The sequence below is a fragment of the Streptomyces sp. 8N706 genome (assembly GCF_052245415.1).
Classification (GTDB): Bacteria; Actinomycetota; Actinomycetes; order Streptomycetales; family Streptomycetaceae; genus Streptomyces.
In genome coordinates this window covers 1-25,363 of the sequence record NZ_JBQQBW010000012.1, presented here as the reverse complement: position 1 = coordinate 25,363, position 25,363 = coordinate 1, and the positions used below count along the sequence as shown (strand labels likewise).

The window sequence follows — 25,363 nt, the reverse complement described above, 5'->3', positions numbered from 1 at the left end:
GCGGCCGGGCCGGGGGCGACGGAGACCAGGGGGCCGTTGCTTGCTGTCACCCCGCCATGCTGCCAGGTCCCCCGTGACGGACGGGAAGGATGTCCACAGGTGTGACCCTGCGGTCGTACCAATCGCCGCAGTGAGTGCGTCCGCCCGACGTCGCGGCTTCGCGAGCGCCCGTCCAGCACCCCGTACGGCCGGCCGGGCACCGCTCCTCGCCCCGCCAGCGGCCGGGGCGCTGTCGGCCTCCCCGCCCGCGGACTCGTCGGTCTCGCCGCGGGGGACAGCCCTCGCGGGCGGGGCGCTGACGCTCACTACGGCTTCTCGGCCTGGCTGCTGCGCGCCGTATCGGATAGCCCAGCGCCGCCCGTAGGCCCGCCCGGCGCCGTCCCGACACACCTCGGCACCGCCCCGCATCCAGCCCGGCGGACGCCCGTACGGCCGGCCCGGCACCGGCCGTCGGCCCGCCCGCGCCGTCCGTGGGTCATCCGACGCCGGGGCCCGCGCCGTAGCGCCGGCCGCCGCCCCGTCGTCGTGTACCGTCGCACGGATGACCGGGATGGCCGGGATGCCGGAATGGCCGGAACAAGCGGGACGACCGGGGCCACTGGGGCCACTGGGGTGACTGGGGTGACTGGGGTGACTGGGGTGACTGGGACAAGGGTGGTGGACACCGCCGCGGATGACCCAAGCGGATACCGCAGATCCCCCCGGGGAATGCGGCGGAAAAGTTGCGCGTTCCACTACCGACCGTGATGCCCTACCCGAAGGAGCGCGAGGACCCATGCAGGGCACTGTGACGATGTACAGCACGACGTGGTGCGGCTACTGCCGCCGGCTGAAGAGCCAGCTGGACCGCGAAGGTATTGCGTACACCGAGATCAACATCGAGCTGGACCCGGAGTCGGCCTCCTTCGTCGAGAAGGTCAACAACGGCAACCAGCTGGTGCCGACCGTGCTCTTCCCCGACGGTTCCGCGCTGCCGAACCCTTCCCTGGCCCAGGTCAAGGAGAAGATCGGGGTCTGATACCGGACGTCCCCGTGTCCGGCCGCCTCGGACCGCTTCCGGCTGCCCCCTGCCCGTGAGCCGCCCGCCTCAGCGCGGACTGCCCACGGGCAGCGGCTTGCCGAACCACACTTCGATCAGCCGTGCCGCGATCGAGATGCCGGACGGCGGCAGCACCTCGCCCGACTCGAACGCCGCGGCCAGCTCGTCCCGGGAGAACCACCTCGCCTCGTGGATCTCCTCGCCGTCCACCGTGATGTCCGAGGACGTGGCCCGCGCCATGAAGCCCAGCATCAGACTGGACGGGAAGGGCCATGGCTGGCTGGCGAGGTACTCCACGTCACCGACCGTGACGCCCGCCTCCTCGTGGACTTCCCGCACCACCGCCTGCTCGATCGACTCCCCCGGCTCGACAAAGCCCGCCAGGGTCGAGAAGCGGCCTTCCGGCCAGTGCACCTGGCGGCCGAGCAGGGCACGGTCCTCCTCGTCCGTCACCAGCATGATCACGGCGGGGTCGGTACGGGGGTAGTGCTCCGCGCCACAGGCCGGGCAGCGGCGGATGTGGCCCGCGGCCGCGATGACCGTGCGCTCGCCGCAGCGCGAGCAGAAGCGGTGCAACCGCTGCCAGTTCTCCAGCGCCACGGCGTGCACCATCAGGGCTGCGTCGCGCTCGGACAGCAGCGCCCCCGCCTCCCGCAGTCCTGCGGGCCGCGCTGACTGGTCCATCCGTCCCGGCAGGGCGTCCTTCTGCAGCGCGAAATAGCGCACGCCGTCCGCGTCCGTGCCCAGGAAGTAGCGGTGCGTCTCGGTGGGGGGAGCCTCGAAGGCGGGCGTCATGACGAGTTCGGTACGGCCGTCGGCGGTGTCGTCGATCAGCGCCTGCCCGCCGGAGACCACGAAGACCCGCGTGGTGGGGTGGCTCCACGCGGCGGCGAGCCATGCCTCGTCGAGACGGTGGTGCGCCGCGCGGTCGATGCCGTGCGCTCCGGTGAGGCTGATCCGCGGGACTGCGGTGCGGTCGGTCCAGGTGGTCACAGCTGTTTTCCACTCCCCCTGCGAGGCAGGTGATTCATCGACATATATGCACGACGGGCTCCAGGCGCCGGGTTACGGGCACGAGACGCCCGGGGGCTCACGGGCACGAGGCGTCGGGCGCCGTCCGGAGGGCCCGCCCATTCTCCGCCAGATCCGCCCACAGGTACGCGGCGGTTTCCACGCCCTTCATCAGCAGATCCAGCTCGACCTTCTCGTTCGGCGCGTGCCAGCCGTCCGACGGCACCGAGATGCCGAGGAACAGCACCGGCACGTCCAGGACGTCCTGGAGGTCCGCCGCCGGACCGGAACCGCCCTCACGGGTGAACCGGATCTTCTGTCCGAACGCCCGCCCCATGGCCCGTACGACGGACTGGAGGCCCGGGTGGTCCAGCGGGGTGAGGCAGGGGCGGGTGGCTCTCCAGAAGGTGATCTCGTGGCGGATGCCGGCCGGGAGCCGCGCCGCGACCCATGCCCGTACGGCCTGCTGCACTTTCTCCGCGTCCATGCCGGCCACCAGCCGGAAGGACAGCTTCAGCTGGGCGGTGGACGGCACGATCGTCTTGCCGCCGGGGCCCCGGTAGCCCCCGCTGATGCCGTTGACCTCGGCGGTCGGGCGGGCCCAGATCCGCTCCAGGGTGGTGTGGCCGGCCTCGCCGAGCGTCGCGCGGGAGTGCGCGGTGCGCAGCCAGTCCGACGTGTCGAACGGCAGCTCGGCGAAGAGCTCCCGCTCCCGGTCGGTCAGCTCGACCACTCCGTCGTAGAAGCCGGGGATCGCCACCCGGCGGTCGCTGTCGTGGAGGGCCGCGGCCAGGCGGGCGGCCTCGGTGGCCGGGTTCGGCACGGCGCCGCCGAAGGACCCCGAGTGGATGTCCTGCTCGGGCCCGTACAGGTCGATCTGACAGTCGGTGAGACCGCGCATGCCGGTGCACACGGTGGGCGTGGTCGCGGACCACATACCGGTGTCGGACACGATCACGGCGTCGCAGGCCAGACGGTCGGCGCGCTCCCGGATGAGGGCCGGGAAGTTCGGCGAGCCGGACTCCTCCTCGCCTTCGATGAGCAGCTTCAGGTTGACAGCGGGGGCGGTACGGCCGGTCGCCGCGAGATGGGCCCTTACGCCGAGGGTGTGGAAGAAGACCTGCCCCTTGTCGTCCGCGGCCCCGCGCGCGTGGAGCCGCCCGTCGCGGATGACGGGTTCGAACGGCTCGGTGCGCCAGCCGTCCTCGCGGTCGGCGGGCTGTACGTCATGGTGACCGTAGACGAGCACGGTGGGGGCGTCGGGGTCGCCGGACGGCCACTCCGCGAACACCGCGGGCGCGCCCGGTCCGTCCTCGCCGACCGGAGGGGTCCAGACCTCGGCGACCGGGAAGCCGGTCCGGGCGAGCGTCGCGGCCAGCCAGTCGGCGCTGAGCCGTACGTCCGCCGCACGGGCCGGATCGGCCGACACGGACGGGATACGCAGCCACTCCATGAGGTCGTCGAGGAAGTCGGCGCGGTGCTCTTCGATGAACGCGCGGACGGCGCTGTCCGGTGCGGTGCTCATGTCCGCGAGCCTATCCGGCCACGCGGACATGGCTTCTCACGGCTCCGGCGGTCCACTGCCGCCGGCCTCCGCACGTCAGCCCTCTGTCGGCTCCCCGGCGTCTGTCGGCTCCCCGCCGCGCACGAGGCGCTCCAGAGCCGCCCGGCCGGGGAGGCCCGGCGGGCGGACCACCTCACCGCTGCGGACGTACAGGAAGGCCGCGGTCACGGCGGACAGCGGAAGGTCGTGTTGCTCGGCCCAGGCGAGGCGGTAGACCGCGAGCTGGAGCGGGTCGGCGGTCCGGCCGTGGCCTGTCTTCCAGTCGACGATCTCGTAGGTGGCGCCTTCGGGCCCGCTGTCGCGGTACACGGCGTCGATCCGACCGCGGATCAACCGGCCCGCGAGGACGAGCTGGAACGGCTCCTCGACGCGGTACGGGGTGCGCCGGGCGTAGGGCGTACGTTCGAAGGCCTCCTTGAGGATGGCCAGATCCCGCTCGTCCGCGATCTCCAGGTCCGTGCCGTCGTCCGTGCCGTCGCCGAGCGCACCGAGGCCGCCGGGGAGATCGTCGGGGCCGAGAAACGGCAGGGGCAGTTCCTCGAAGCGCGACTCGACCCAGGCGTGGAAGCGGGTGCCACGGCGCGCGGCGGGCTGCGGAGGCCGTGGCATGGGGCGGGCGAGCTCCTGGGCGAAGCCGTCGGGGTCGGCGGCGAGGCGGAGCAGCTGGGACGTACTGAGCGAGGGGGGCACGGGGACGTCCCGCACGGTCGCGCGGGTCCTGCGCAGCTCACCGGCGAGCGCGTCCAGGTCCCGGTCCCAGGAGGCGACGGCCCGCGCCTCTTCGGGTGTGAGGGGATCCGGCTCCGCCGCGGAGAGCGGGAGGGGGTGGCCGGGAGGGGCGGGGTGTGCGGGGGGCGGAGGAGCGGTCGCGCCGGATGCAGGCAAGGCCGGCCCCTGGGGCCCGGTACGGCGGAGCTGGCGCGGCACGGAGCCGTACTCCTGCGGGGAGCCGTCCTCCTCCACCGAGCGGTGTCCGGCCTCGGAGCCGTGCTCCTCCGCAGAGTCGTGCACCCCCGCGATCCCACCGGCGCGCTGGAGTGGCGGACGTTCGGAGGACCAGGTGTCCCAGTCGCCGGGGTCGTCCCAGTCACCGGGGCCGTCGTGGCCGTACGGGCCGTCGTGGCCGTACGGGCCGTCGTCGTAGGGAACTGCGTCCTCGTACGGGCCCGGGTTCCGTGGCGGCGCGCCCGACGGATGGTCGTCCTCCGGCGGAGGGGGCCAGTCCGGGTCGTGGGCTACCCCGTGCGCGGGCACGGAAGCAGCCTGGCCGGAGACGGCAGCGGGAGGTCCGGCGGGCTCTCCGGAGCCGCCCTCGCCCGGCACCGCGGCGCCCCCGTTGCGCTCCGTGAGCCGGTCCAGATGGGTCAGCACCGCTTCCGCGGCCCGTCGGCGCATCGCCAAGGCGTCCGGATCCAGCGGCAGGGGCCACGCCCGGTCCGCCGCCGATGCCTTTAGAGCCGGGTTCTCCTCGCCTTCCTCGGGGGCGGCCGCCCAGGCCTCGACCTCGCCGTGGCCTGCCTCGCAGTGCTCGCGCAGCGCCTCCAGGAAGGCGGAGGGCCCCCGCGGCCGCTTCTGGCTCGGCCCCCACCAGTGGCCGGACCCGAGCAGCAGGGAGCGCGGGCGGGTGAACGTCACATAGCCGAGCCGGAGTTCCTCCGTGGCCTGGTGCTCCTTCATCGCGTTCTTGAACGCGGCCATCCCCTTGCTGTCCCACTCCCCCATGTCCGGCAGAGTGGCGGCGTCGCCGCGCAGTGCGTGCGGCAGCACCTTCGCGTTGGACGTCCAGGACTCGCGCGACTGCTGGCTGGGGAACTGTCCGGCGACCAGCCCGGGGACGGCGACGACGTCCCACTCCAGCCCCTTGGACTTGTGCGCGGTCAGCACCTTGACGGTGTTGTCGCCGCCGGGCAGGGCGTTGTCCAGGCCCTTCTCGTGCCGGACGGCCGTGCGCAGGAAGCCGAGGAAGGCGAGCAGTGTGGCCTCGCCCTCCAGGGCGGCGAAGGACGCGGCGACGTCGAGGAAGTTGCCCAGCGTCTCGCGCCGGCGGGCGGCGAGGGCATGCGGGGAGGCGGACAGCTCGACGTCCAGACCGGTGGTGGCCAGCACCCGGTGGAGCACGTCCATGAGGGGGTCGGCGAGCGAGCGCCGGAGGTCGCGCAGCTCCGCCGCGAGCCGGGCGAACCGCACGCGCGCCTCAGCCGAGAAGGGCAGTCCGTCATCGGGCCCGTCCGCCATCAGGAACGTGTCGAGCGCGTCGGCGAGCGAGACGGTCTCGGCCGGGTCGACGCCCGCGACGGCCTCGGCCAGGCGCGCGTCCGGGTCCGGGCCGGCGTCGGCGTCCGTGGCGGGCCGTACGAGCGTCCGGGCGCGGCGGCCCAGGAGCGCGAGGTCACGCGGGCCGATGCGCCAGCGCGGCCCGATCAGCAGCCGGACCAGCGCGGCATTGGCCCCCGGGTCCTGAAGCACCTCGCACACGGCGACCAGGTCGGCCACCTCGGGCAGATGCAGCAGACCGGAGAGGCCGACCACTTCGACTGCTACGTCCCGCTCCACCAGCGCGCCCTGGATCAGCGGGAAGTCGGCCGCCGTACGGCACAGCACCGCGATCTCACCGGGCGGGGTGCCCGTGCGGACCAGATGGGCGATCGAGTCGGCGAGCCACTCCAACTCGTCGGCGTGGGACGGCAGGAGGGCGCAGCGGACGGTGCCGTCCATCTCGGCGCCGGGTGCCGGCCGCAGCGCCTCCACGCCCGCGTGGAGCGAACGCAACGGGCTCGCCAGCCGGTTGGCGAGGTCGAGGAGGCGACCGCCGCTGCGCCGGTTCTCGCTGAGCGCGAAGCGCTGCGCCGCGCGGCCGTCGCGCCGTGGGAAGTGCGCCGGGAAGTCGTCGAGGTTGGCGACAGAGGCACCGCGCCAGCCGTAGATCGCCTGGCAGGGGTCGCCGACAGCGGTCACCGCGTGCCCCGTCCCGCCGCCGAAGAGGCCCGCGAGCAGCAGGCGCTGGGCCACGGAGGTGTCCTGGTACTCGTCGAGGAGGACGACGGCGAACTGCTCGCGCAGGATGCGCCCGACCTCCGGGTGGCTCCGGGCGAGGGTCGCGGAGAGGGCGATCTGGTCGCCGAAGTCGAGGAGGTCGCGGCGCTGCTTCTCACCGCGGTAGGCCCCGACGAGGCCGAGCAGCTCCAGACGGGCGCGGGCGGCCTCGGGCGCCTTGCGCAGGTCGGCGTTGGTGAGCTTCGCGCCGTCGAGGGCGGCCAGCAGAGCCGTGTCGTACGCCCGCAGCCGCTCGGCGGGGACGAGGTGCTCGGAGAGCTCCGCGTCGAGGGCGAGCAGGTCCTCCACGAGTCCGGGCAGTGATGTGGTGAGCGCCGGGTAGGGCCCGGGCGCGGACCGCAGCACGCGCGCGGCGAGCTGGAAGCGGGTGGCGTCGGCGAGCAGCCTGGCGGTGGGCTCCATCCCTATCCGCAAGCCGTGCTCCTTCAGGAGCTGCCCGGCGAAGGCGTGGTAGGTGGAGATCCTCGGCTCTCCCCCGTCCGCCTCTGCGCTCTGCCCGACGCCCTGCCCAAGGCCATGCTCGGCGCCCTGCTGGGCAGGCCGGTCCGCCGGGACGCCGTCGGGGTCCGTCACCCCCGCGGCGACGAGCGCCTTGCGGACCCGCTCCGAGAGCTCGCCCGCCGCCTTGTTGGTGAAGGTGAGGCCGAGCACCTGTTCGGGTGCGACCTGTCCGGTGCCGACGAGCCACACGACGCGGGCGGCCATCACCGTGGTCTTCCCGGAGCCTGCTCCGGCCACGATCACCTGCGGGGCGGGCGGCGCGGTGATGCAGGCCGTCTGCTCCGGGGTGAACGGGATGCCCAGGAGCTCTTTGAGCTCCTCGGGGTCGGTGATGCGTGCTGCCACCCGGGTGAGGCTAGCCGCCGTCACTGACAGCGCATGCCCGGCGGGGGCCGGTGCGGCCGGACAGCCCGCCGGGCGGATCACTCCACGACGTGCCGGCCCTCGGGCTGGGCCGTGCACGCGTTACGGAAGGCGCAGTGCCGGCAGTGCCCGCCGCTGCTGGGGGCGAAGCGCTCGTCGAGCACACGGCCCGCGGCGGTGGCGAGGAGTTCGCCGACCCACTCCCCCGCCAGGGGCTCCTGGGCCTGCACGGCGGGGAGGGAGTCGCCGCCGCTCTTCTTCGGGGCGCCCAGGCGCAGATGCACCAACTCCGCGCCCCCCGGCTCCGGCCTGCGCCCCCCGAAGGCACCGTCCACCGCTCCCTCCCGTACGGCCAGCTGGTAGACCGCGAGCTGCGGATGGCGGGCGACTTCCGAGCCGGCCGGCTTGACCTTGCCGGTCTTGAAGTCGACGACGTAGGCGCGGCCCTGGGCATCCGTCTCGACGCGGTCCATGCTGCCGCGGATGCGTACGGAGTAGTCGTCCGCGTCCAGGGTCACGTCGAAGTCGTGCTCCGTGGCGACCGGAGCGCGCCCGGCGCGGTCCATGACGTGCCAGCGCAGAAAACGTTCCAGGGCGGCCCGGGCGTGCTCTTTCTCCTGCTGCGACTTCCAGGGCGCGTCGAAGGCGAGGGCGTCCCACACGGAGTCCAGGCGCTCCATGAGCACGCTCAGGTCCGCCGGGGTCCGGCCGGAGGCGACCTCGTCGGCCAGGACATGTACGACGTTGCCAAAGCCCTGGGCCGTGGTCGACGGTGTGTCGGCCTTCACCTCGCGCCCGAGGAACCACTGGAGGGAGCAGGTGTTGGCCAGCTGGTCCAGGGCGCTGCCGGAGAGGGCGACGGGGCGGGCCGGGTCGCGCAGGGGCACCGCGCTGTGCGTCGGCTCGTACAGACCCCACCAGCGGTACGGGTGCGCCGCCGGCACCAGCGGCTGGCCCGCGCCCTCGACCGTGCCGTCCTCCTCGCGCAGCGCCGCCAGCCGGGCCAGCCGCCGGGCCGCGGCGTCCCGCAGAGCCGGGGAGGCCGCCGGGTCGACGGTGGTGGCCCGCAACTCCGCGACCAGCGCGGCGACGGAGAGCGGACGGCGGGGACGGTGCGCGATGTCGACCGAGGCGACGCCGAGTTCGGTGAGGAAGCGGGAGGGCTGGTCGCCGTCCTCGGACGGTGCCTTGACCGCGGTCACGACGAGCCGCTCCCGTGCGCGGGTGGCCGCGACGTAGAACAGCCTGCGCTCCTCGGCCAGCAGGGCGCCGGGGGTGAGCGGCTCGGCGAGGCCGTCGCGGCCGATCCGGTCCGCTTCCAGAAGCGAGCCCCGGCGGCGCAGATCCGGCCAGAGGCCCTCCTGTACGCCCGCGACGACGACGAGCCGCCACTCCAGCCCCTTGGAGCGGTGTGCCGTCATCAGCCGTACGGCGTCGGGGCGGACGGTGCGGCGGGACAGCGTGTCGGCGGCGATGTCCTGGGCGCCCAGTTCCTCGATGAAGTTGAGGGCGCCACGGCCGCCGGTGCGCTCCTCGGCGCGTGCCGCGGTCTCGAACAGCGCGCAGACCGCGTCGAGATCGCGGTCCGCGTTGCGCCCCGCCGCACCGCCCCGCCGCGCGGCGCGCTCCAACCGCTGCGGCCAGGGGGTGCCGTCCCACAACTCCCACAGCGCCTGCTCGGCGGTCCCGCCGCCGGCCAGCAGTTCCCGGGCCTTGCGCAGCAGCAGCCCGAGCCGCTGTGCCCCGCGCGCGTACGCCGGGTCGTGGGCGGTGAGTCGCTCCGGCTCGGCGAGCGCCTCGGCCGTCAGCACGTCCGAGGGGCGCGGCACGGGACGGCCCGCGGCCCGCTCCTCCTCGCGCAACGCCCGGCCGAGCCGCCTCAGATCGGCGCTGTCCATGCCGCCGAGGGGCGAGGTGAGGAGTTCGAGGGCCGTCTCGACGTCGATGACCGGGGCATCGACGGCGCCCGCCCCGGGCCCTTCTGCCCTCCTCTCCCCCGATTCCTCGGCCGCGGCGTCCGTCTCAGCGGACCCGTCGCGACCGTCGGCCGCCGCCCCGGACGAGGCTGGACGGCCGGAATCGGTGTCCCCGACGGAGACGGCGGACGCCGGTCCGGTCGCGGAATCCGAGGCGGCCGGGGCCGGTACGGACCCCGGCACCGAATCGGCCGACGCCGGTACGGACCCCGGCTCCGAGGCGGCCGGGGCCGGTACGGACCTCGACTCCGGTACGGACCTCGGCTCCGAGGCGAACCCCGACGCCGAGACGGAACCCGACGCCGAGGCAGCCGACGCCGGTACGGACCCCGAGGTGGACACGGACTGCCCGGGCAGGTCCTCGCCGTCCACGGAGACCGCGCCCGCAGCGGCCGGCGCGCCTCCCGGCAGCGAGGCGGTGGCCGCCACCCTCAGCGCTGCGAGCAGGGGCGCCACCGCCGGTTCATGACGGAGAGGAAGGTCGTTGCCGTCGATCTCCAGCGGGACGCCCGCGGAGGTGAGCGCACGGCGCACGGAGGGGATCGAGCGCCCCCCGGCGCGTACGAGCACGGCCATGTCCCGCCACGGCACCCCGTCTTCCAGATGGGCCCGGCGCAGGATGTCGGCGATGTTGTCCAACTCGGCGCCCGCCGTCGCGTACGTGAAGACCTCGACGCGCCCGCCGTCCCGTACGGCCGCCAGGTCGCGGTGGGCACGCACCGCGTCCGCCGGCAACCGGGTGAGCGGCATCCGGCGGGTCAGCAGCCGGGTGGCGGCCAGCAGCGCCGCCCCGGAGCGGCGTGAGGTGCCGAGCACCTCGACGTCCGCCGGGGAGCCGTCGACCTGCCGGAAGTCGTGGGGGAACTCCAGAATCCCGTTGATGTCGGAGCCGCGGAAGGCATAGATCGACTGGTCGGGGTCGCCGAAGGCCACCAGCGTCCGGCCCGCGCCCGCGAGCGCGTGCAGCAGCCGCACCTGCGCGGCGTCGGTGTCCTGGTACTCGTCGACGAAGACCGCGTCGTACCGCGAGGCGAGTTCCGCCGCGACCTCCGGACGCCCGGCCAGCAGCACCGCCCGGTGCACCAGCTCCGCGTAGTCGATCACGCCCCGCATATCCACCACATCGAGGTACTCCGCCAGGAACGAGGCCGCGGCCGCCCAGTCCGGCCGCCCCGTACGCGCCGCGAAGGCCCCCAGCGCGTCCGGGCCGAGGCCCAGCTCCCGGCTCCGGGCCAGCACCGCACGCACCTCGTCGGCGAAGCCGCGGGTGGTCAGACAGGCCCGCAGTTCATCGGGCCAGCGCACCGCACCGCGCCCCTCCCGCTCCAGCTCGGTCTGACCGGCGAGGAGCTCGCGCACCACCACGTCCTGTTCCGGTCCGGACAGCAACCGCAGCGGATCGACGAACAACTCGACGTCCTGATGGGCGCGGACGAGCGCATAACAGTACGAGTGGAAGGTCGTCGCCTGCGGCCCCGCCCCGCCCAGCCGGGCCGCCATCCGGTCGCGCAGCTCGACCGCCGCCTTGCGGCTGAAGGTGAGGACGAGAATCCGCTCCGGAGCAGTGCCCTTGGCCACCCGCTCCGCCACCGCTTCGACGAGCGTGGTCGTCTTCCCCGTGCCCGGTCCGGCGAGGACGAGCAGCGGGCCGCCGGGATGGTCAACCACGGCGCGCTGCCGTGCGTCCAGAGCAGGGAGGTCCACCGGTCCCGGCGGTGTACGCACCAGTCGGTACGCGCCGGGGACCGACGGTCGTACCTGCCGGTGCGACGTGGAAGACGCGAAGGAGGAGCTCACGTGGATCGCCGGTCCTGGTGGTGTGCTGTCTGCGGTGCGGGGCGTGCGGCCGTACGAGCCGTGGGAGGCCGACGGAGTTCGTCCATGCCGAAGGTTAGGGGCGGATGTGCTGCGAGCTGACGACGGTACGCCCTCGGTGGCACAGGTCGGCGCGTTTCCCCCGGGCGTCACCCCGACTGTCCGGCGCACACCTGGGATACTCCGAAGGGGCCTTGGATCACCTCTTCGGCCGCCGAATCCCGGAAGCTGTCAGATATGAGCTCCTTCGTCCGCGCTGTCCCCCGCGCCACCGTCCCAGCGGGCCCGGGCCATGTCGATCTTCGGCAGATGGCCGGCCGCGGCGCGCGCGGCCTCGCGCAGCGGCGTGTCCTCGGACCGGTAGTGGGCCAGGGCCCGCTGCTCATGGCCGGGGAGCAGCACACCGTCGGCGCGGACCACACGCCACCACGGCGCGGCCCCGCCGTAGAGCGCCATGACCCGCCCCACCTGACGGGGGCCTCCCTCACCGAGCCATTCGGCCACGTCCCCGTACGTCATCACCCTGCCGGGCGGAATCAGCTCGGCCACTTCCAGGACCCGCTCCGCGTACTCCGGCAGCTGCTCCGCCGACGTGCTCTCCCGACTCATCCGGCTCATCCGGCCCATCCTGCCGTACCGCACCGACAGGGCAACCGGTCCGTGACGGAGTGTGCGCACAGCCGGGCGGAGAAGGGCCTCCCGGCGTCCGAACTTCCGAAATGCAACCCTGATGACGCCCTCATGGGTCGGCCCATGCCACCATCTTCCGGGCGGTGACTGGTGATACGAGATCAAAAAGAGACGGCCGGGCAGCAGAGTGCAGAGCCTCCGGAGGACGGAGCCCGCACCTCTGACCTGCCGTCGCGCCCGGAAACGCCGCAGTCCCGCAGAGAGGCGGAAGGCCCCCGCAAGGACGCGGAAGGGCCGCCCCGCGATACGGCAGGATCGCGCGGGGACGACGCGGGAGCGTCGCGTCGGGCCGAAGCGGACCGGCCGTCGCGCCAGGACCCGCCCGGCCGGGACTCCTCGCACCCGGACCCGCCCCGCCCCGACGCATCGCACGAGGACCCCCGCCACGACGCATCGCACCAGGACCCGTCCCGCCGCGAACCGTCGCCCCACGACTCGGCACCGGACCGCCCCCGCACGACGTCGTCACCTGAGGGCACCGGACAACACCACCCTGAGGCCGCACCACCCAGCCCCGAGGCCGCACCACACCACCCTGAGACCGCACCACCACAGCCGGACGCCGCACCACACCGCCCGGACCAGGACACCGCCCCGCCTCCCGCGGGCAGCGGTCCCCCCGGCGACAACGGGGACGACGCCCACATCGACCGGGTGTCGGGCGACGAGCCCCTGCTCCCCGCACGCGTGCACCGGCCCGCCGACCTCGTCCGGCTGCTGCTCGGCATCCTCGCCGTCGCCGTCGTCGTCGCCATCGCCACCTTCGCCCACGGCACCACCGAGGGCCTGGAGCAGGACATCGGCAAGGGCGCGGGGCAGGCTCCCCCGCTGCTGATCAGCTTCGCCGGATTCGCCTCCAGCGTCGCCGTCCTGATCGTCCCCGTCGCCTTCGCCATCGAGCGGCTGATCAAACGGGACGGACTGCGGATCGCGGACGGCGTACTCGCGGCCGTCCTCGCGCACGGCGTCGCACTCGCCACCGATCTGTGGGTCGCCAGAACAGCCCCGGACTCCATCCAGGACGCCCTCACCCAGCAGGCGCCGAACGGTGAGATCACCGACCCGGTGCACGGCTATCTCGCCCCCGTCATCGCCTATATGACGGCGGTCGGGATGGCTCACCGCCCCCGCTGGCGCGTGGTGCTGTGGGGGGTTCTGCTGCTCCAGGTGTTCGCGGTCCTCGTCGGCGGCTTCGCCACGCCCTTCTCGATCATCCTCACCGTGCTCATCGGCTGGACGGTGGCGTACGGCACCCTCTACGCGGTCGGCTCCCCGAACGTGCGGCCGACCGGCCAGAACCTTCTCGCCGGGCTGCGCCGCGTCGGCTTCCGGCCGGTCAGCGCCCTGCGCGCGGAGGACTCCGAGGAGGAGGCCGAGGAGGAGGCCGACGCCGACCGCCAGGACCGCGGCCGCCGCTACATCGTCACCCTGGAGGACGGCCCGCCGCTGGACGTCACCGTCGTCGACCGGGAGCAGCAGGCCCAGGGCTTCTTCTACCGCGTCTGGCGCCGGCTGGCGCTGCGCGGCATCACCCAGCGCCGCAGCCTCCAGTCGCTCCGCCAGGCCCTCGAGCAGGAGGCGCTGCTCGCCTACGCCGCCATCGCGGCCGGCGCCAACGCCCCCAAGCTGATCGCCACCTCCGAGCTGGGCCCGGACGCCGTGATGCTCGTCTACGAGCACGTCGGTGGCCGCAGTCTGGACGCGCTGCCCGACGACATGCTCACCGACGAACTGCTGCGCAGCACCTGGCGGCAGGTACAGGCGCTCCAGTCACGGCGGATCGCGCACCGCAGGCTGGTCGGCGACGCGATCCTGGTGGATCGTTCCGGCGCGGTCGTGCTGACGGATCTGCGGGGCGGTGAGATCGCCGCCGGCGATCTGGTGCTGCGGATGGACGTGGCCCAGCTGCTCACCACCCTGGGCCTGCGCGTAGGGGCGGAGCGGTCGGTGGCGGCCGCCGTGGACATCCTCGGCCCGGACGCGGTGGCCGACAGCCTGCCGCTGCTGCAGCCGATCGCGCTCAGCCGGGGCACCCACGCCACCCTGCGGCATCTCGCCAAGGAACGGGCGCAGCGCGAGCGGGAGGCCGTACTGGAGGCGTCCCACGCCGCGCGGGAGGCCGACGGCGCGACCTCAGCGGCCGACCGCAAGTCGCTGCGGGCCGAGAAGAACGCCGAGAAGAAGGCCATCGACGAGGCGATCGAGGAGGCCCGCGAGGAGGATCTGCTGGCACAGATCCGGCAGCAGATCCTGGTGATCCGCCCCCAGGCACCGGTCGAGCCGGCCCGTCTGGAGCGGATCCGGCCGCGCACGCTGGTGAGCTTCATCGCGGGCGCCCTGGCCGCGTACTTCCTGCTCTCCCAGCTCACCCATGTGAGCTTCAAGGACGTCATCGCCGAGGCGAACTGGTACTGGGTCGCGGCAGCGCTCCTCTTCTCCGCGGTGAGCTATCTCGCCGCCTCGCTGAGCCTGCTGGGCTTCGTTCCGGAGAAGGTCTCCTTCGTCCGTACGGTCCTGGCCCAGGTCGCCGGATCGTTCGTCAAGCTCGTCGCCCCCGCGGCGGTCGGCGGTGTCGCGCTGAACACGCGGTTCCTGCAGCGCGCGGGCGTACGGCCGGGGCTGGCGGTGGCGAGCGTCGGCGCGTCGCAGCTGGTGGGCCTCGGTGTGCACATCGTGCTGCTGATGATCTTCGGTTACCTCACCGGGACGGAGCGCACCCCGTCGATGTCCCCGTCCCGTACGGTGATCGCCGGGCTGCTGACGGCAGCCGTCCTGGCGCTGATCGTGACCGCGGTGCCGACCCTGCGGAAGTTCATCTCGACGCGCGTGCGGTCGCTCTTCGCGGGCGTGGTGCCGCGGATGCTGGACATCATGCAGCGGCCGCAGAAGCTGATCACCGGCATCGGCGGGATGCTGCTGCTGACGCTGGCGTTCGTGATGTGCCTGGACGCCTCCATCCGGGCGTTCGGCGGCGAGCTGAGCTACGCGTCCATCGCCGTCGTCTTCCTCGCGGGCAACGCGCTGGGGTCGGCCGCGCCGACACCGGGCGGTGTCGGCGCGGTCGAGGCCACGCTGACCCTGGGCCTGATCGCCGCGGGGCTGGACAAGGAGATCGCCACGCCCGCGGTGCTGCTGTTCCGTCTGATGACGTTCTGGCTGCCGGTCCTGCCGGGGTGGCTCTCGTTCACCCAGCTCACACGCAAGCAGGCGATCTAGCGCTGTGACCGGGAAGGTTCACCGGCTCGCGAGCCCGGCACGGCACTCCCCCAGCTACCGCTGGGTGGGCCGTCCCCCGGCCGAAGGCTGGGGGAGTGCCCCCACGCTGCGTTGTCGGAGTCGCCCGGGTACTCCCCTGGCCTTCGGCATGGGGGACCCCGGTACGAGGGCGATCTTGCCCGAACTCCGTCCGGGGGCACCCCCACCGCCGTGCGATGCACCGCACCGGAGGCCGCGCGCTTCCCGGCAAACCCTCCCGGTCACAGCACTGGACATACGGTCCGCACACAGCCGCGGACGGGGGACGAGCGCGGCTGTGGGGCAACGGACCCACCCGGATCGGGTCGGCGGGCCGCCTCCGGTACGCCGGGCGGCCTTCCGGCCGGTTGGCCTAGAGTTCTGGAAGGGCGGGTTCCCGACGGGATGCGTGCCCATCAAGGAGGTGGAGTGGCCAGAAGCACAGGATCCATACGATCCCGTTCCCTACGGGCGGGAGTCCTGGCCGCCGCAGGCGTGCTCGTCGTCACGGCAACCGGCGCGTGCAGCGGCAACGGCAACAGCTCCGGCTCCGGTGCCCTCACCGACCAGAAACTGAGCTGGGAGAGCTGTCCGGCCCCCTCCGCACTCCAGGGTGCGGACGCGGGCAAGCCGGAGCCCCTTCCGGACGGCACCCCTTGGGAGTGCAGCACCCTGAAGGTGCCGCTCGACTGGTCCAAGCCGGACGGCGAACGGATCGATATCGCTCTGATCCGCGCCGAGGCGAAGGACCAGGACCGGCGTATCGGCTCCCTCGTCTTCAACTTCGGCGGCCCCGGCGGCTCGGGAGTGGCCACGCTCCCCTCCGCCGCCACGGAGTACCAGAAGCTGCACAGCCGCTACGACCTGGTCAGCTTCGACCCGCGCGGAGTCGGCGCCAGCGAGGGCGTGCGCTGCCTGGACGACAAGGCTCTGGACAAGGTGTACGCGGCCGACACCACCCCGGACAACGCGGCCGAGGAGAAGGCGTCCCTCGAGACCACCGAAAGGTCCGCCGCCGCCTGCGAGAAGAACTCCGGCACGGTGATCCCTCATGTGGACACCGTCAGCGCCGCCCGCGACATGGACCTGCTGCGCCAGGTCCTCCGCGACCCCAAGCTGAACTACTTCGGCATCTCCTACGGCACCGAGCTGGGCGCGGTCTACGCCCATCAGTTCCCCAAGAAGGTCGGCCGCACCGTCTTCGACGCCGTGGTCGACCCGACCCACGACCCCGAGCAGGGCTCACTCGGCCAGGCCAAGGGCTTCCAGCTCGCGCTGGACAACTTCCTCAAGGACTGCGCGAAGGACAGGGACTGCCCGACCGGTACGGACCCGAAGCAGGGCGCGCAGCGGATCAAGGAGCTGCTGGACCGGCTCGACACCCGGCCGCTGCCGACGGAGAGCGGCCGCCGGCTGAACCAGAGCCACGCCCTGAACGGCATCGCCCAGTCCCTCTACACCAAGGAGTTCTGGACGTATCTGAAGCAGGGGCTCCAGGAGGCCCAGGAGCTCAACACGGGGAACATCCTCCTCGCACTCTCCGACTCGATGACGGGACGCGACCAGCGGGGCCACTACAGCAACCTCCAGGCCGCGAACACCGCGATCGCCTGCGCCGACGCGGGGCAGCGCTACACCCCCGCGGACGTCAGGGCGAAGCTGCCCGAGTTCCGCAAGGCCTCGCCCGTCTTCGGCGAGTACCTCGCCTGGGAACTGCTGCAGTGCACCGACTGGCCCGTGAAGGGGAAGTCGGGCGGACTGGACGTCGCCGCCAAGGACGCGGGCCCGATCCTGGTCATCGGCAACACCGGCGACCCGGCCACCCCGTACGAGGGTGCGCAGCGGATGGCGGACGCCCTCGGCCGGGGCGTCGGCATCGAGATCACCAACAAGGGCGAAGGCCACGGGGCCTACGGCAGCGGGACGTGCGTGACGAACGTCGTGAACGCCTATCTGCTCGACGGCAAGGTCCCGGCCGACGGAACCGTCTGCACGACGTAGCCCGGCGCGAACCAGGCAGCCGCAGCAGAGCCTGCGGCAAGGGAGCTGAAGGAAGCCAGGGGGCCAGGGAAGGCGCGGCAAACGACGAGGGGCCGCCCACCGGATCGGTGAGCGGCCCCTCGTCGTACGTCTCGAACCGCTGAGCAGCGGTGTACGTCACAACCGCCGAGTGGCCGCGTACCTCACCGCCGCCGGGCAGCCGCGTACGTCACGCGCCGCCGAGCGGTGGTTCAGTAGACCGGCTTCGACGGCTCGATCTGGTTGACCCAGCCGATCACGCCGCCGCCCACATGGACGGCGTCCGAGAAGCCCGCGTTCTTCAGGACCGCGAGTACCTCCGCGGAGCGGACACCCGTCTTGCAATGCAAGACGATCTTCTTGTCCTGCGGCAGGCCCTGGAGGGCAGTGCCCATCAGGAACTCGTTCTTCGGGATGAGCCGGGCCCCGGGGATGGAGACGATCTCGTACTCGTTCGGCTCGCGGACATCGATGATGTCGATGCTCTCTCCGCCGTCGATCCACTCCTTGAGCTGCGCCGGCGTGATGGTCGACCCTGCCGCCGCCTCCTGCGCCTCGTCGGAGACGACACCGCAGAAGGCCTCGTAGTCGATCAGCTCGGTGACGGTCGGGTTCTTGCCGCAGACCGCGCACTCCGGGTCCTTGCGGACCTTGACCTGCCGGTAGGTCATCTCCAGGGCGTCGTAGATCATCAGGCGGCCGACCAGCGGCTCACCGGTGCCGGTCAGCACCTTGATGGCCTCGGTGACCTGGATCGAGCCGATCGAGGCGCACAGCACACCGAGTACGCCGCCCTCGGCGCAGGACGGGACCATGCCGGGCGGCGGGGGCTCGGGGTACAGGCAGCGGTAGCAGGGGCCGTGCTCGGACCAGAAGACCGAGGCCTGTCCGTCGAAGCGGTAGATCGAGCCCCAGACGTACGGCTTGCCGAGCAGCACACACGCGTCGTTGACCAGGTAGCGGGTCGCGAAGTTGTCGGTGCCGTCGACGATCAGGTCGTACTGGGAGAAGATCTCCTTGACGTTGTCCGCCTCGAGCCGCTCCTCGTGGAGGATCACGTTCACATACGGGTTGATGCCCAGCACCGAGTCGCGAGCGGACTCCGCCTTCGAGCGGCCGATGTCCGCCTGGCTGTGGATGATCTGGCGTTGCAGATTGGACTCGTCGACCTCGTCGAACTCCACGATGCCGAGGGTGCCCACACCGGCCGCGGCGAGGTACATCAGCGCCGGGGAGCCGAGGCCTCCTGCGCCGACGCACAGCACCTTGGCATTCTTGAGCCGCTTCTGACCTTCCATTCCGACATCGGGAATGATGAGGTGGCGGGAGTACCTGCGGACCTCGTCGACGGTGAGCTCGGCGGCCGGCTCGACCAAGGGTGGCAGCGACACGGGGACTCCGGATCAGTGAGGAGTACGGTTGTTCTCCCCGTAACACTGCCACGCTCCTTCTCATTCCGAGACACCAGGTCCGATACGCGAGACGATGTCGTCCCAGTAGCCGGGCAGGGCCTCCCAGGGATCGTCGCCGCCACCGCGGTCCGTACGGTCGGTGAAGTAGATCGTGCCCGCGCCCTGCCAGCGGGCGATACGCATGGCTTCCTCCAAGTGGGTGCGCGGGACGCCGTGCACCAGATGGCAGAAGCGCTGCGGGGCGTACTCCGCCGTCCATTCCGCCACCTGCGACCAGCGATACCCGGCCCAGGGTCCGGAGAACGTCACCAGCTGATCGGCCGCCTCCGCATACCCCTGATAGGGGTGTGTCCCCTGGCCGAGGACGACATACGCGTCCTCCAGGGCGGCGCGGAGCGCTGCGGTCGTGCGCCGGGTCTCCGGGAGCGCTGCGCGGTCGGCCGGGCAGCGGTCCAGATAGAAGCCGCCGACCTTGTACCAGTCGAGAAAGCGGTGGGCTTCGGAGATCAGCTCGCCGACGGGCCGGGTGCCGAACCGCAGGTCGAGATGGCCGAGCACCCGTACGCCCGCGTTGGTGAGGCGCCCCGCCGCCTCCAGGCAGTGCGGGTCGGGCAGCACACCGGGGCCTCGGGCGACGTTGAGGACCGCCCAGTGCAACGGTGTCTCCGGACGGGTGAGCTCCGCCCATTCGGCCGGGGCCACCAGCGGATGGGCACAGCCGGGCACCCCGAAGCCGAGCCTGCTCACGCCGGCGGTCGCGGAACGGCGGCGTCCGGTGGAGGTCAGATGCGACATGCCGCCTCCATCCAGATGTCGGCGAGCGACTCCTCGAGGGCGATCCTCGGGCGCCAGCCGAGGCGGTCGCGGGCCGTACGGACGTCCGCCTGCTGCCATGTACCGCACCCGTCCGGATAGGGGTAGACGGGCTGGAGGCCGAGGTGCTCGGCCGAGGGCCCGCCCGGGCCGCCCCGGGAGTGCCCGGTGTCGAGCTCGTGCACGGAGCCGCCGTAGCCCGCCACCCGGCTCAGGACGACGGCGGCCTCACGCAGCCGTACGGCGCGGCCGGTGCCGATGTTCACCACGCCCTGCGCGGCGGAGAGGGAGGCCGCGTGCACGGCCCTCGCGACGTCCCGTACATCGACGAAGTCGCGCTGCACCCCCAGGCCGGTGAGCTTGAGCTCGCTGTCACCGGCCTGCATCGCACGGCGCATCGCCTCCGCGAGACGGCCGAGCGGCGAACCGGCGGGGGTTCCGGGGCCGGCGGGCGAGAAGACCCGCAGCACCACGGCGTCGAGATCGGAGCCGAGCACCAGCTCGGTCGCGGCGAGCTTGCTCACGCCGTACGGGCCGCCGGGGCGCGGTACGGCGTCCTCGGCCGTGGAGGACCCTGCCTGCGAAGGCCCGTACTCGGACGCGCAGCCGATCTGCACGAGGCGGGCGCCGCAACTGCTTCTGCGCAGCGACTCGCAGACCGTGGCCACGGCGACGGTGTTGTGCCGCGTCAGTTCCCGCGCTCCGCCGCGGACCGCGCCCGCGCAGTTGATGACCACGCCCGGGTGCACCGCGTTGAGGAAGCGTGTGAGCGCGCCCGGGCTGCCGGAGGCGAGGTCGAACCGGACATCGGCGTCGTCGCCCCGCCCGAGCGCGGTGAGCTGGACGGCGGGGTCGGCGAGGAGCCGGTCGGCGACGTGCCGTCCGAGGTATCCGTTGGCACCGAGGAGCAGCACCCTCATCGCGCACCCTCCCGCTGACGGTGGGACGGCTCCCCGGCGGGGTGCGATCGGTGGGCGTCGGCCGTACGGCGGGGGCAGCGGGCCCCTGGCGAGGGGAGGGGGTCTGGGTCTGTCATCTCTCGTTCTCCTTGAGGGAAGGGCTGGAGCTCATCGGGAGTGCCCCGTACGGGCCGGTGGTGGCGGGGGCGTGGTGCCGGTGCGGGGTGCGGGGTGCCGGTGCGGCTGGGCGGGGAGCCGGTGCCGGAGGCGACTGGGCGGGGAACCTGTCCGGGGTGGCCGGCGGGCCTGGCGGGCAGCCGGTACGGGCCATAGGGGCCGCGCCCTGTGCACAGCGGTCTCCGGCGGCCGGGCAGGCCGTACGGCCGTCCACCGCCGTACGGCACGCACGGGCGCACATCGTCCGCCGCCCGTCCTGCGTCGGCCAGGGGTGCCGTCGTGGTCACCGCTCCACCGCCGGAGTGCCGCAGTGGGCCGAGGCGCGGGCCAGCGTGATCGTGGCGTGGACCAGCAGGGCGACGGCCGCGGCCGAGCACGCGGTGAGCGGTACGACAGCGGGCCCGTAGGCGCTGACGACCGCCTCGACGGGGCCGCCCAGCGCACCGCACCCGGGCAGCAGCCGCGCCGCGAGCGCCGTCCCGATCGCCAGCGCCTCGATTCCGCACGCCGCGGCCAGCCCGTTCGTACCGGCGGAGGAGCGACCGTGGACGGCCAGCAGCCGGGCGACGAAGACCAGGACGCCGAGCGCCGCGGCCGAGCCGAGCGCCCCGGTCCCGTACGAGCCGCCGGTTCCCAGGGCCGCGCGGGCCGCGAACAGCAGAGCCACCAGCGCGCAGAGGAAGCACCCGACGGCGGTCGGCAGAAGGGGACGGATGCCCGCGGCGAACTCCTCGAGACCCCGGCTGGCCGTCAGCCTCCGCCGGGCCCGTACGGCGAACCAGTGCGCGCACCCGGCTGCGGGGACGACGGCACAGGCCAGAGCCACGGCGGAGGGGGCCGCGGACAGATCCGACGCGGGCCACGGGCGCTCGGTGCCGGAGCCGGTGGTGGCCAGATGTCCGAGCAACGGGTCGCCGACGAGCAGATAGCCGAGCAGCCAGCAGGTCCACAGCGCCGCGCCGCACCGGGCCCGGCCGCGGACACTCAAGGGCCCGCGGCGTACACACAGGTACACCGCGACCGCCACCGTCACGGCCCCGGCGCAGCCGATACCCAGCCGCACCAGCGAATCGGTCGGCGCGGCGAGGCGGAAGGCGATGACGGCCGCCACGCAGACGGCACCCGGCAGCAGGTACACGGCACGCCGTGCACCACGCGCGCCGCCGTCCGGGGCACTCTTCCCGTCCTGGTCGACCGCCCCGGCCACGCGCGCGTGCACCTCGGCACGCGGCACGCGCGCGTACAGCTCCTCCGCGAGCGAGAAGACATCACGGTGCCGGAAGCGCGCGGCGGTCCGGTCCGTGACCCCGTGGGCCTCGAGCCCGGCGGCGATCTCCAGCGGGTCCACGGCTCGTTCGCACAGCTGCCGGTGCCGGTGCAGGAGCGCCTTCACGGGGTCCGCCGCCCCCCGGCGCGCGCCCGCCCGCGCGGAACGCCGCCCCACGGCAGCGGATCCGCCGGGCCGCTCTTCCGCGGCCACCATGTCGTCCGGGTTCGCCGCGTCGTCCGGGTTCGCCGCGGCATCGGGGGCAGGCATCGAGGCGCCGGGCGTCGTCAGGGGGTCCCCCGGCAGCTCTGCCGTGTCGGGCGTCGTCATGCCTCGACCTCTCTGTACGGTGCGCAGGCCGCCACGGCGCCCACGGGCCGGGCATCGCGCTCGTCGTCGTCCGCCACGGTGCCGGTATCCGCCGCCCAGCTCGGGACGTGTGGCGGCGCGGTGGCCCAGCGGCCGGGAACATGTACTTCGGCGGGCCGGGCGAAGGGCAGAGGTTCGCCACCGGCGTCCGCGTCATCCCGCAGAACCGGGCAGTGCGACATCAGTTCCAGATAGATGCCACGAAATGCCGCGACGTTCTGCTCGACGGTGAAGAGTTCGAGGGCGCGCGCCCGGGCCGCCGCTCCGAGGCGGGCCCGGCGCTCCGGGGCCCGCAGCAGCGCCACGCAGGCATCGGCCAGCGCGCGGGGGTTCCTCGGCGGCACCACCAGGCCCGTGCCGCCGATGACTTCACAGACCGCCCCGACATCGGTCGAGACCGTCGCCCGCCCGCAGAACATCGCCTCGACCAGACTGACGGGAAACCCCTCCACGACACTCGACAGCACCACCACGTCCGCCGAGGCGTAGGCGTCCGCGAGTCCGGGGAGCTCCGGGCTGCCGATCCCCTCGAAGGAGACAGGGTTGTCGCCGACGCTCATCGCGTCCTCGGCCTCGTCGGGGAAGAGCTGTGCGGCGAGCACACGGCAGTGTGAGGCGTACGAGGCCGCCTCCGGACCGCGCCCGGGGCCGCCGATGATGCGCAGGCGCGCCTGGGGCTCCGCACTGCGCACCCGGACGAACGCGTGCAGCAGCGCCACCAGGTCCTTCGCCGGCTCGATCCGGCCCACCCAGACGAGCGTGGGGTCGTCGTCCGTCCCCTCCGCGCCTCCCGCGCCGCCGCTCTCCTCGCCCACAGCCGCGAAGCGGTCCGCGTCCATGCCCGGGTAGACCGTCCGCAGCTTCTCGCGGTCCGCCCCGCAGCGCTCCTGCCAGCGCCGCGCATGGGTGTTGCCGGGGGTGATGAGCGAGGCCTGGGTGTACACCTCGGCCGCCAACTGCCTCTGGAAGGAGGCGAGCAGGGTGCGTACGGGCCCGGCGAGGGGCGCGGCGGAAGAGCTGAGGTAGTGCTCGCGAAGCCGCACGCCGTACTCGGTGACCAGCAAGGGGACGCCGAAGAAGCGTTTGGCCAGCAGCCCCGGCAGCGCGGCCGCTCCGCCGGAGGCGGCATGGCACAGATCGACGCCGCCGAGCCCCTGTTCGCCTTCCCCGTACCAGTCGAGGGACAGCGGCCGCAGCGCCCGCTCCAGGCTCTCCACCACGGTGAGCAGATCCGGCAGCTTCGCACTCTGTGCGCCCCGGAGTGCGCCCGGCGCACGGCAGGCCGTCTCCAGGGCGTGTACGGCGGTCTCGGACCGGAGCGCGGCCGGCAGCCCGCCGTGCTCCCGGGCGAGTTCGGCGAGCCCGTACAGCCCGGCGGCGAAACGGTCCGCCTGGCCGCCGGTCGCGCCCTCCGCGCCGCTGACGGCTGCCGCCAGATCACCGATGCTTCCGGCGAACCGCCGCCGCTCGCGCCGCCCGTACGCCCGTCCGCTCTCCCGTCCGGAGGCGCCGCCCGGCCGCCACTCGTCGGCCGCCCCCCACAGCGGCGCGGTGCGCACCCGGTCCACCTGCGGCGGCAGTTCGAGCCAGCCGCCGGATTCCTGCCGCTCGCTGCGGCTCAGGGCATAGACCTCGAACTCGTGGTTCGCGAGCCCGCGCACGAGCCGGTCGCACCACAGCCTCGCCTCACCGGTCGCATACGGATATCCACCCTCCGTAAGCAGTCCAACGCGCATGTGTGCACCCCCGGATCTCCGTACCGTCACCGCCGGGTCGGCAGCGGGAAGACCGTATGCGCGCTTGTCGGTGGTGCGACGGGAGGGTGTTCATCGCACCACCGGAGGGGGTGAACACCCATGACTTTCCTGGCACAACGGCGTTGTGACGCGCTAAAGATCCCTGGAGGTCTCACGGACGGCAGTGCGGCCTGCGATCGGGCGCCCCGACCGGAGTTCGCACCCGCTGCGGCCGGTACCGCTCGCCCTCGAGCGAGCCGTCCCAGCACCTTCGTCACGGAGTTCGCCCCCGCCGGGTCGAGCAGCCGTACGAGCATCCGACCGGAGTGGTCCCACCGCCGCGGCCGACGGTGATCCTGCCGCCGGCGCTCTCGCCGACGCCACCGAGGGTCTCGCCGCGGCCGACGGTGAAGGACACCCCGTCCAGGGGCGGTCACGCGGGCGGAGGGCTTGCCGGACTCCCACCCGGCTCGGCTCCCACCGGACTTCCACCGGAGACGGAGGACGGGAGCGGGACCGACGGGCGCCGCCTGCCGGAGACAACGCGCAGGGGGTCGCGTTCGCCCTCCGGCGCGGCACGGGTGCTCGGTTCGACCACCCCGGCCCGCGGGGCGGCCGTGGCCTGCGCCTACGGGGTCACCGCGCGAAGCCGACGCTGGTCGTCAACGCTCCGGAACGGGCCAGGGGTTGGGCTTACAGACGGTGCCGTCCGTGGCGAGGAACTTCGTCTGCTGCATCATGACCGGGGCGAGCGCGCCCTGCTTGGTGCACCCCTCGTGGTTGTGCCCGAGCCGATGGCCCACCTCGTGGTTGATCAGCATCTGCCGGTACGCGAGCATCTTCGCGTCCCCGTAGGTCTCCGCGCCCTGCGCCCACCGATAGGCGTTGATCATGACGCGCTCGGTGGAGGCGGCGTCACAGGACACATTGTCGACGGTCGTGTCCAGACCCGACTTGGCACACCAGGTCGCGGTCGTGCCCGGACTGGCCAGGGTGATCACCCAGTCGGCGTCCCCGGTGGAGACCCGCTCGAACGTACGGCTGCCGTCGTGGCCCCAGCTCCGCTCGTCGTTGAGCGTCTCGTGCACGGCCCGTGCGAAGAGTTCCCCGTCGAGCGGAAGCCCCTTCTCCACGTCCACGCGATAACGGATGACCTGGCCCCGGCCGGGAGCCTTGTCACGCCCGGGGACGGGGGCGAAGTCCCCGGACCCGGCGAGCTTGGCGTCGAGCGGATAGACGGCGGCCATCTTCTGCTCGTACGTGGCGGAGGCCGCCGGGGGATCGGGGGGCGTCGGGCGGCCCTTGGAGCGGGAGGCCTCGTCGCTGTCGTAGCGTGTCACATCGTTCGCGGCCTGCGGCTTCGCACCGTCCCGGCCGCCGGCGACATGTCCCGCCACGACGACGGCGAGCACGGTGATGACGGC

General features: G+C 73.2%; 14 protein-coding genes. 3 read left to right on the top strand and 11 right to left on the bottom strand.

Going from position 1 to position 25,363, the window contains the following annotated elements; translation table 11 throughout:
- Positions 1–775 precede the first annotated feature (775 nt).
- Positions 776–1,018, top strand: a complete 243-nt coding sequence (locus ACTWQE_RS07340) for a mycoredoxin (RefSeq protein ID WP_443327996.1) — start codon at positions 776–778, stop codon at positions 1,016–1,018.
- Positions 1,019–1,087: 69 nt separating this feature from the next.
- Here ACTWQE_RS07340 and nudC read toward each other — a convergent pair whose 3' ends face one another.
- The 5 genes from nudC to ACTWQE_RS07315 all read right to left on the bottom strand — a co-directional run bounded on the left by nudC (position 1,088) and on the right by ACTWQE_RS07315 (position 11,941).
- Positions 1,088–2,032 (bottom strand): NAD(+) diphosphatase, encoded by a 945-nt coding sequence (nudC, locus tag ACTWQE_RS07335; protein ID WP_443327995.1) that lies wholly within the window; start codon positions 2,030–2,032, stop codon positions 1,088–1,090.
- Between the two features lie 97 nt (positions 2,033–2,129).
- Positions 2,130–3,575 (bottom strand): M20/M25/M40 family metallo-hydrolase, encoded by a 1,446-nt coding sequence (locus ACTWQE_RS07330; protein ID WP_443327994.1) that lies wholly within the window; start codon positions 3,573–3,575, stop codon positions 2,130–2,132.
- Positions 3,576–3,650: 75 nt separating this feature from the next.
- Positions 3,651–7,514, bottom strand: a complete 3,864-nt coding sequence (locus ACTWQE_RS07325) for a UvrD-helicase domain-containing protein (protein ID WP_443327993.1) — start codon at positions 7,512–7,514, stop codon at positions 3,651–3,653.
- Positions 7,515–7,591: 77 nt separating this feature from the next.
- Positions 7,592–11,212, bottom strand: coding sequence for a UvrD-helicase domain-containing protein (locus tag ACTWQE_RS07320; protein ID WP_443327992.1), 3,621 nt, complete (start codon positions 11,210–11,212; stop codon positions 7,592–7,594).
- A gap of 342 nt (positions 11,213–11,554) precedes the next feature.
- A complete protein-coding gene (locus tag ACTWQE_RS07315; protein ID WP_443327991.1) occupies positions 11,555–11,941 on the bottom strand; it encodes an MGMT family protein in 387 nt (128 codons plus the stop codon).
- Between the two features lie 726 nt (positions 11,942–12,667).
- On the opposite strand from ACTWQE_RS07315, the gene ACTWQE_RS07310 reads away from it, so the two are divergent.
- Together ACTWQE_RS07310 and ACTWQE_RS07305 are read left to right on the top strand one after the other, a co-directional pair.
- The gene (locus ACTWQE_RS07310; protein ID WP_443327990.1) at positions 12,668–15,229 is read left to right on the top strand and encodes a lysylphosphatidylglycerol synthase domain-containing protein; all 2,562 of its coding nucleotides are present in this window, start codon (positions 12,668–12,670) and stop codon (positions 15,227–15,229) included.
- A 423-nt stretch (positions 15,230–15,652) separates the two neighbouring features.
- Positions 15,653–17,248, top strand: a complete 1,596-nt coding sequence (locus ACTWQE_RS07305; protein WP_443327989.1) for an alpha/beta hydrolase — start codon at positions 15,653–15,655, stop codon at positions 17,246–17,248.
- Positions 17,249–17,478: 230 nt separating this feature from the next.
- On the opposite strand, the gene moeZ is transcribed toward ACTWQE_RS07305, so the two are convergent.
- The 6 genes from moeZ to ACTWQE_RS07275 form a co-directional block, all read right to left on the bottom strand.
- Entirely contained in the window at positions 17,479–18,657 is a 1,179-nt protein-coding gene (gene moeZ, locus ACTWQE_RS07300; RefSeq protein ID WP_443327988.1) for an adenylyltransferase/sulfurtransferase MoeZ, read from the bottom strand.
- A gap of 60 nt (positions 18,658–18,717) precedes the next feature.
- Entirely contained in the window at positions 18,718–19,473 is a 756-nt protein-coding gene (locus ACTWQE_RS07295; RefSeq protein ID WP_443327987.1) for a spherulation-specific family 4 protein, read from the bottom strand.
- Positions 19,461–20,411 carry an NAD-dependent epimerase/dehydratase family protein gene (locus tag ACTWQE_RS07290; protein ID WP_443327986.1) on the bottom strand — a complete coding sequence of 317 codons (951 nt, stop codon included), beginning with the start codon at positions 20,409–20,411 and terminating at the stop codon, positions 19,461–19,463. Before ACTWQE_RS07290 ends, ACTWQE_RS07295 begins: the two co-directional genes overlap by 13 nt.
- A gap of 439 nt (positions 20,412–20,850) precedes the next feature.
- Positions 20,851–22,164: a hypothetical protein gene (locus ACTWQE_RS07285; protein WP_443327985.1), complete on the bottom strand. Its 1,314-nt coding sequence runs from the start codon at positions 22,162–22,164 to the stop codon at positions 20,851–20,853.
- Positions 22,161–23,939 carry a DUF3492 domain-containing protein gene (locus ACTWQE_RS07280; RefSeq protein WP_443327984.1) on the bottom strand — a complete coding sequence of 593 codons (1,779 nt, stop codon included), beginning with the start codon at positions 23,937–23,939 and terminating at the stop codon, positions 22,161–22,163. Before ACTWQE_RS07280 ends, ACTWQE_RS07285 begins: the two co-directional genes overlap by 4 nt.
- A 662-nt stretch (positions 23,940–24,601) precedes the next feature.
- On the bottom strand, positions 24,602–25,363 hold a 762-nt coding region (locus ACTWQE_RS07275), incomplete at its 5' end, for a DUF3152 domain-containing protein (protein WP_443327983.1).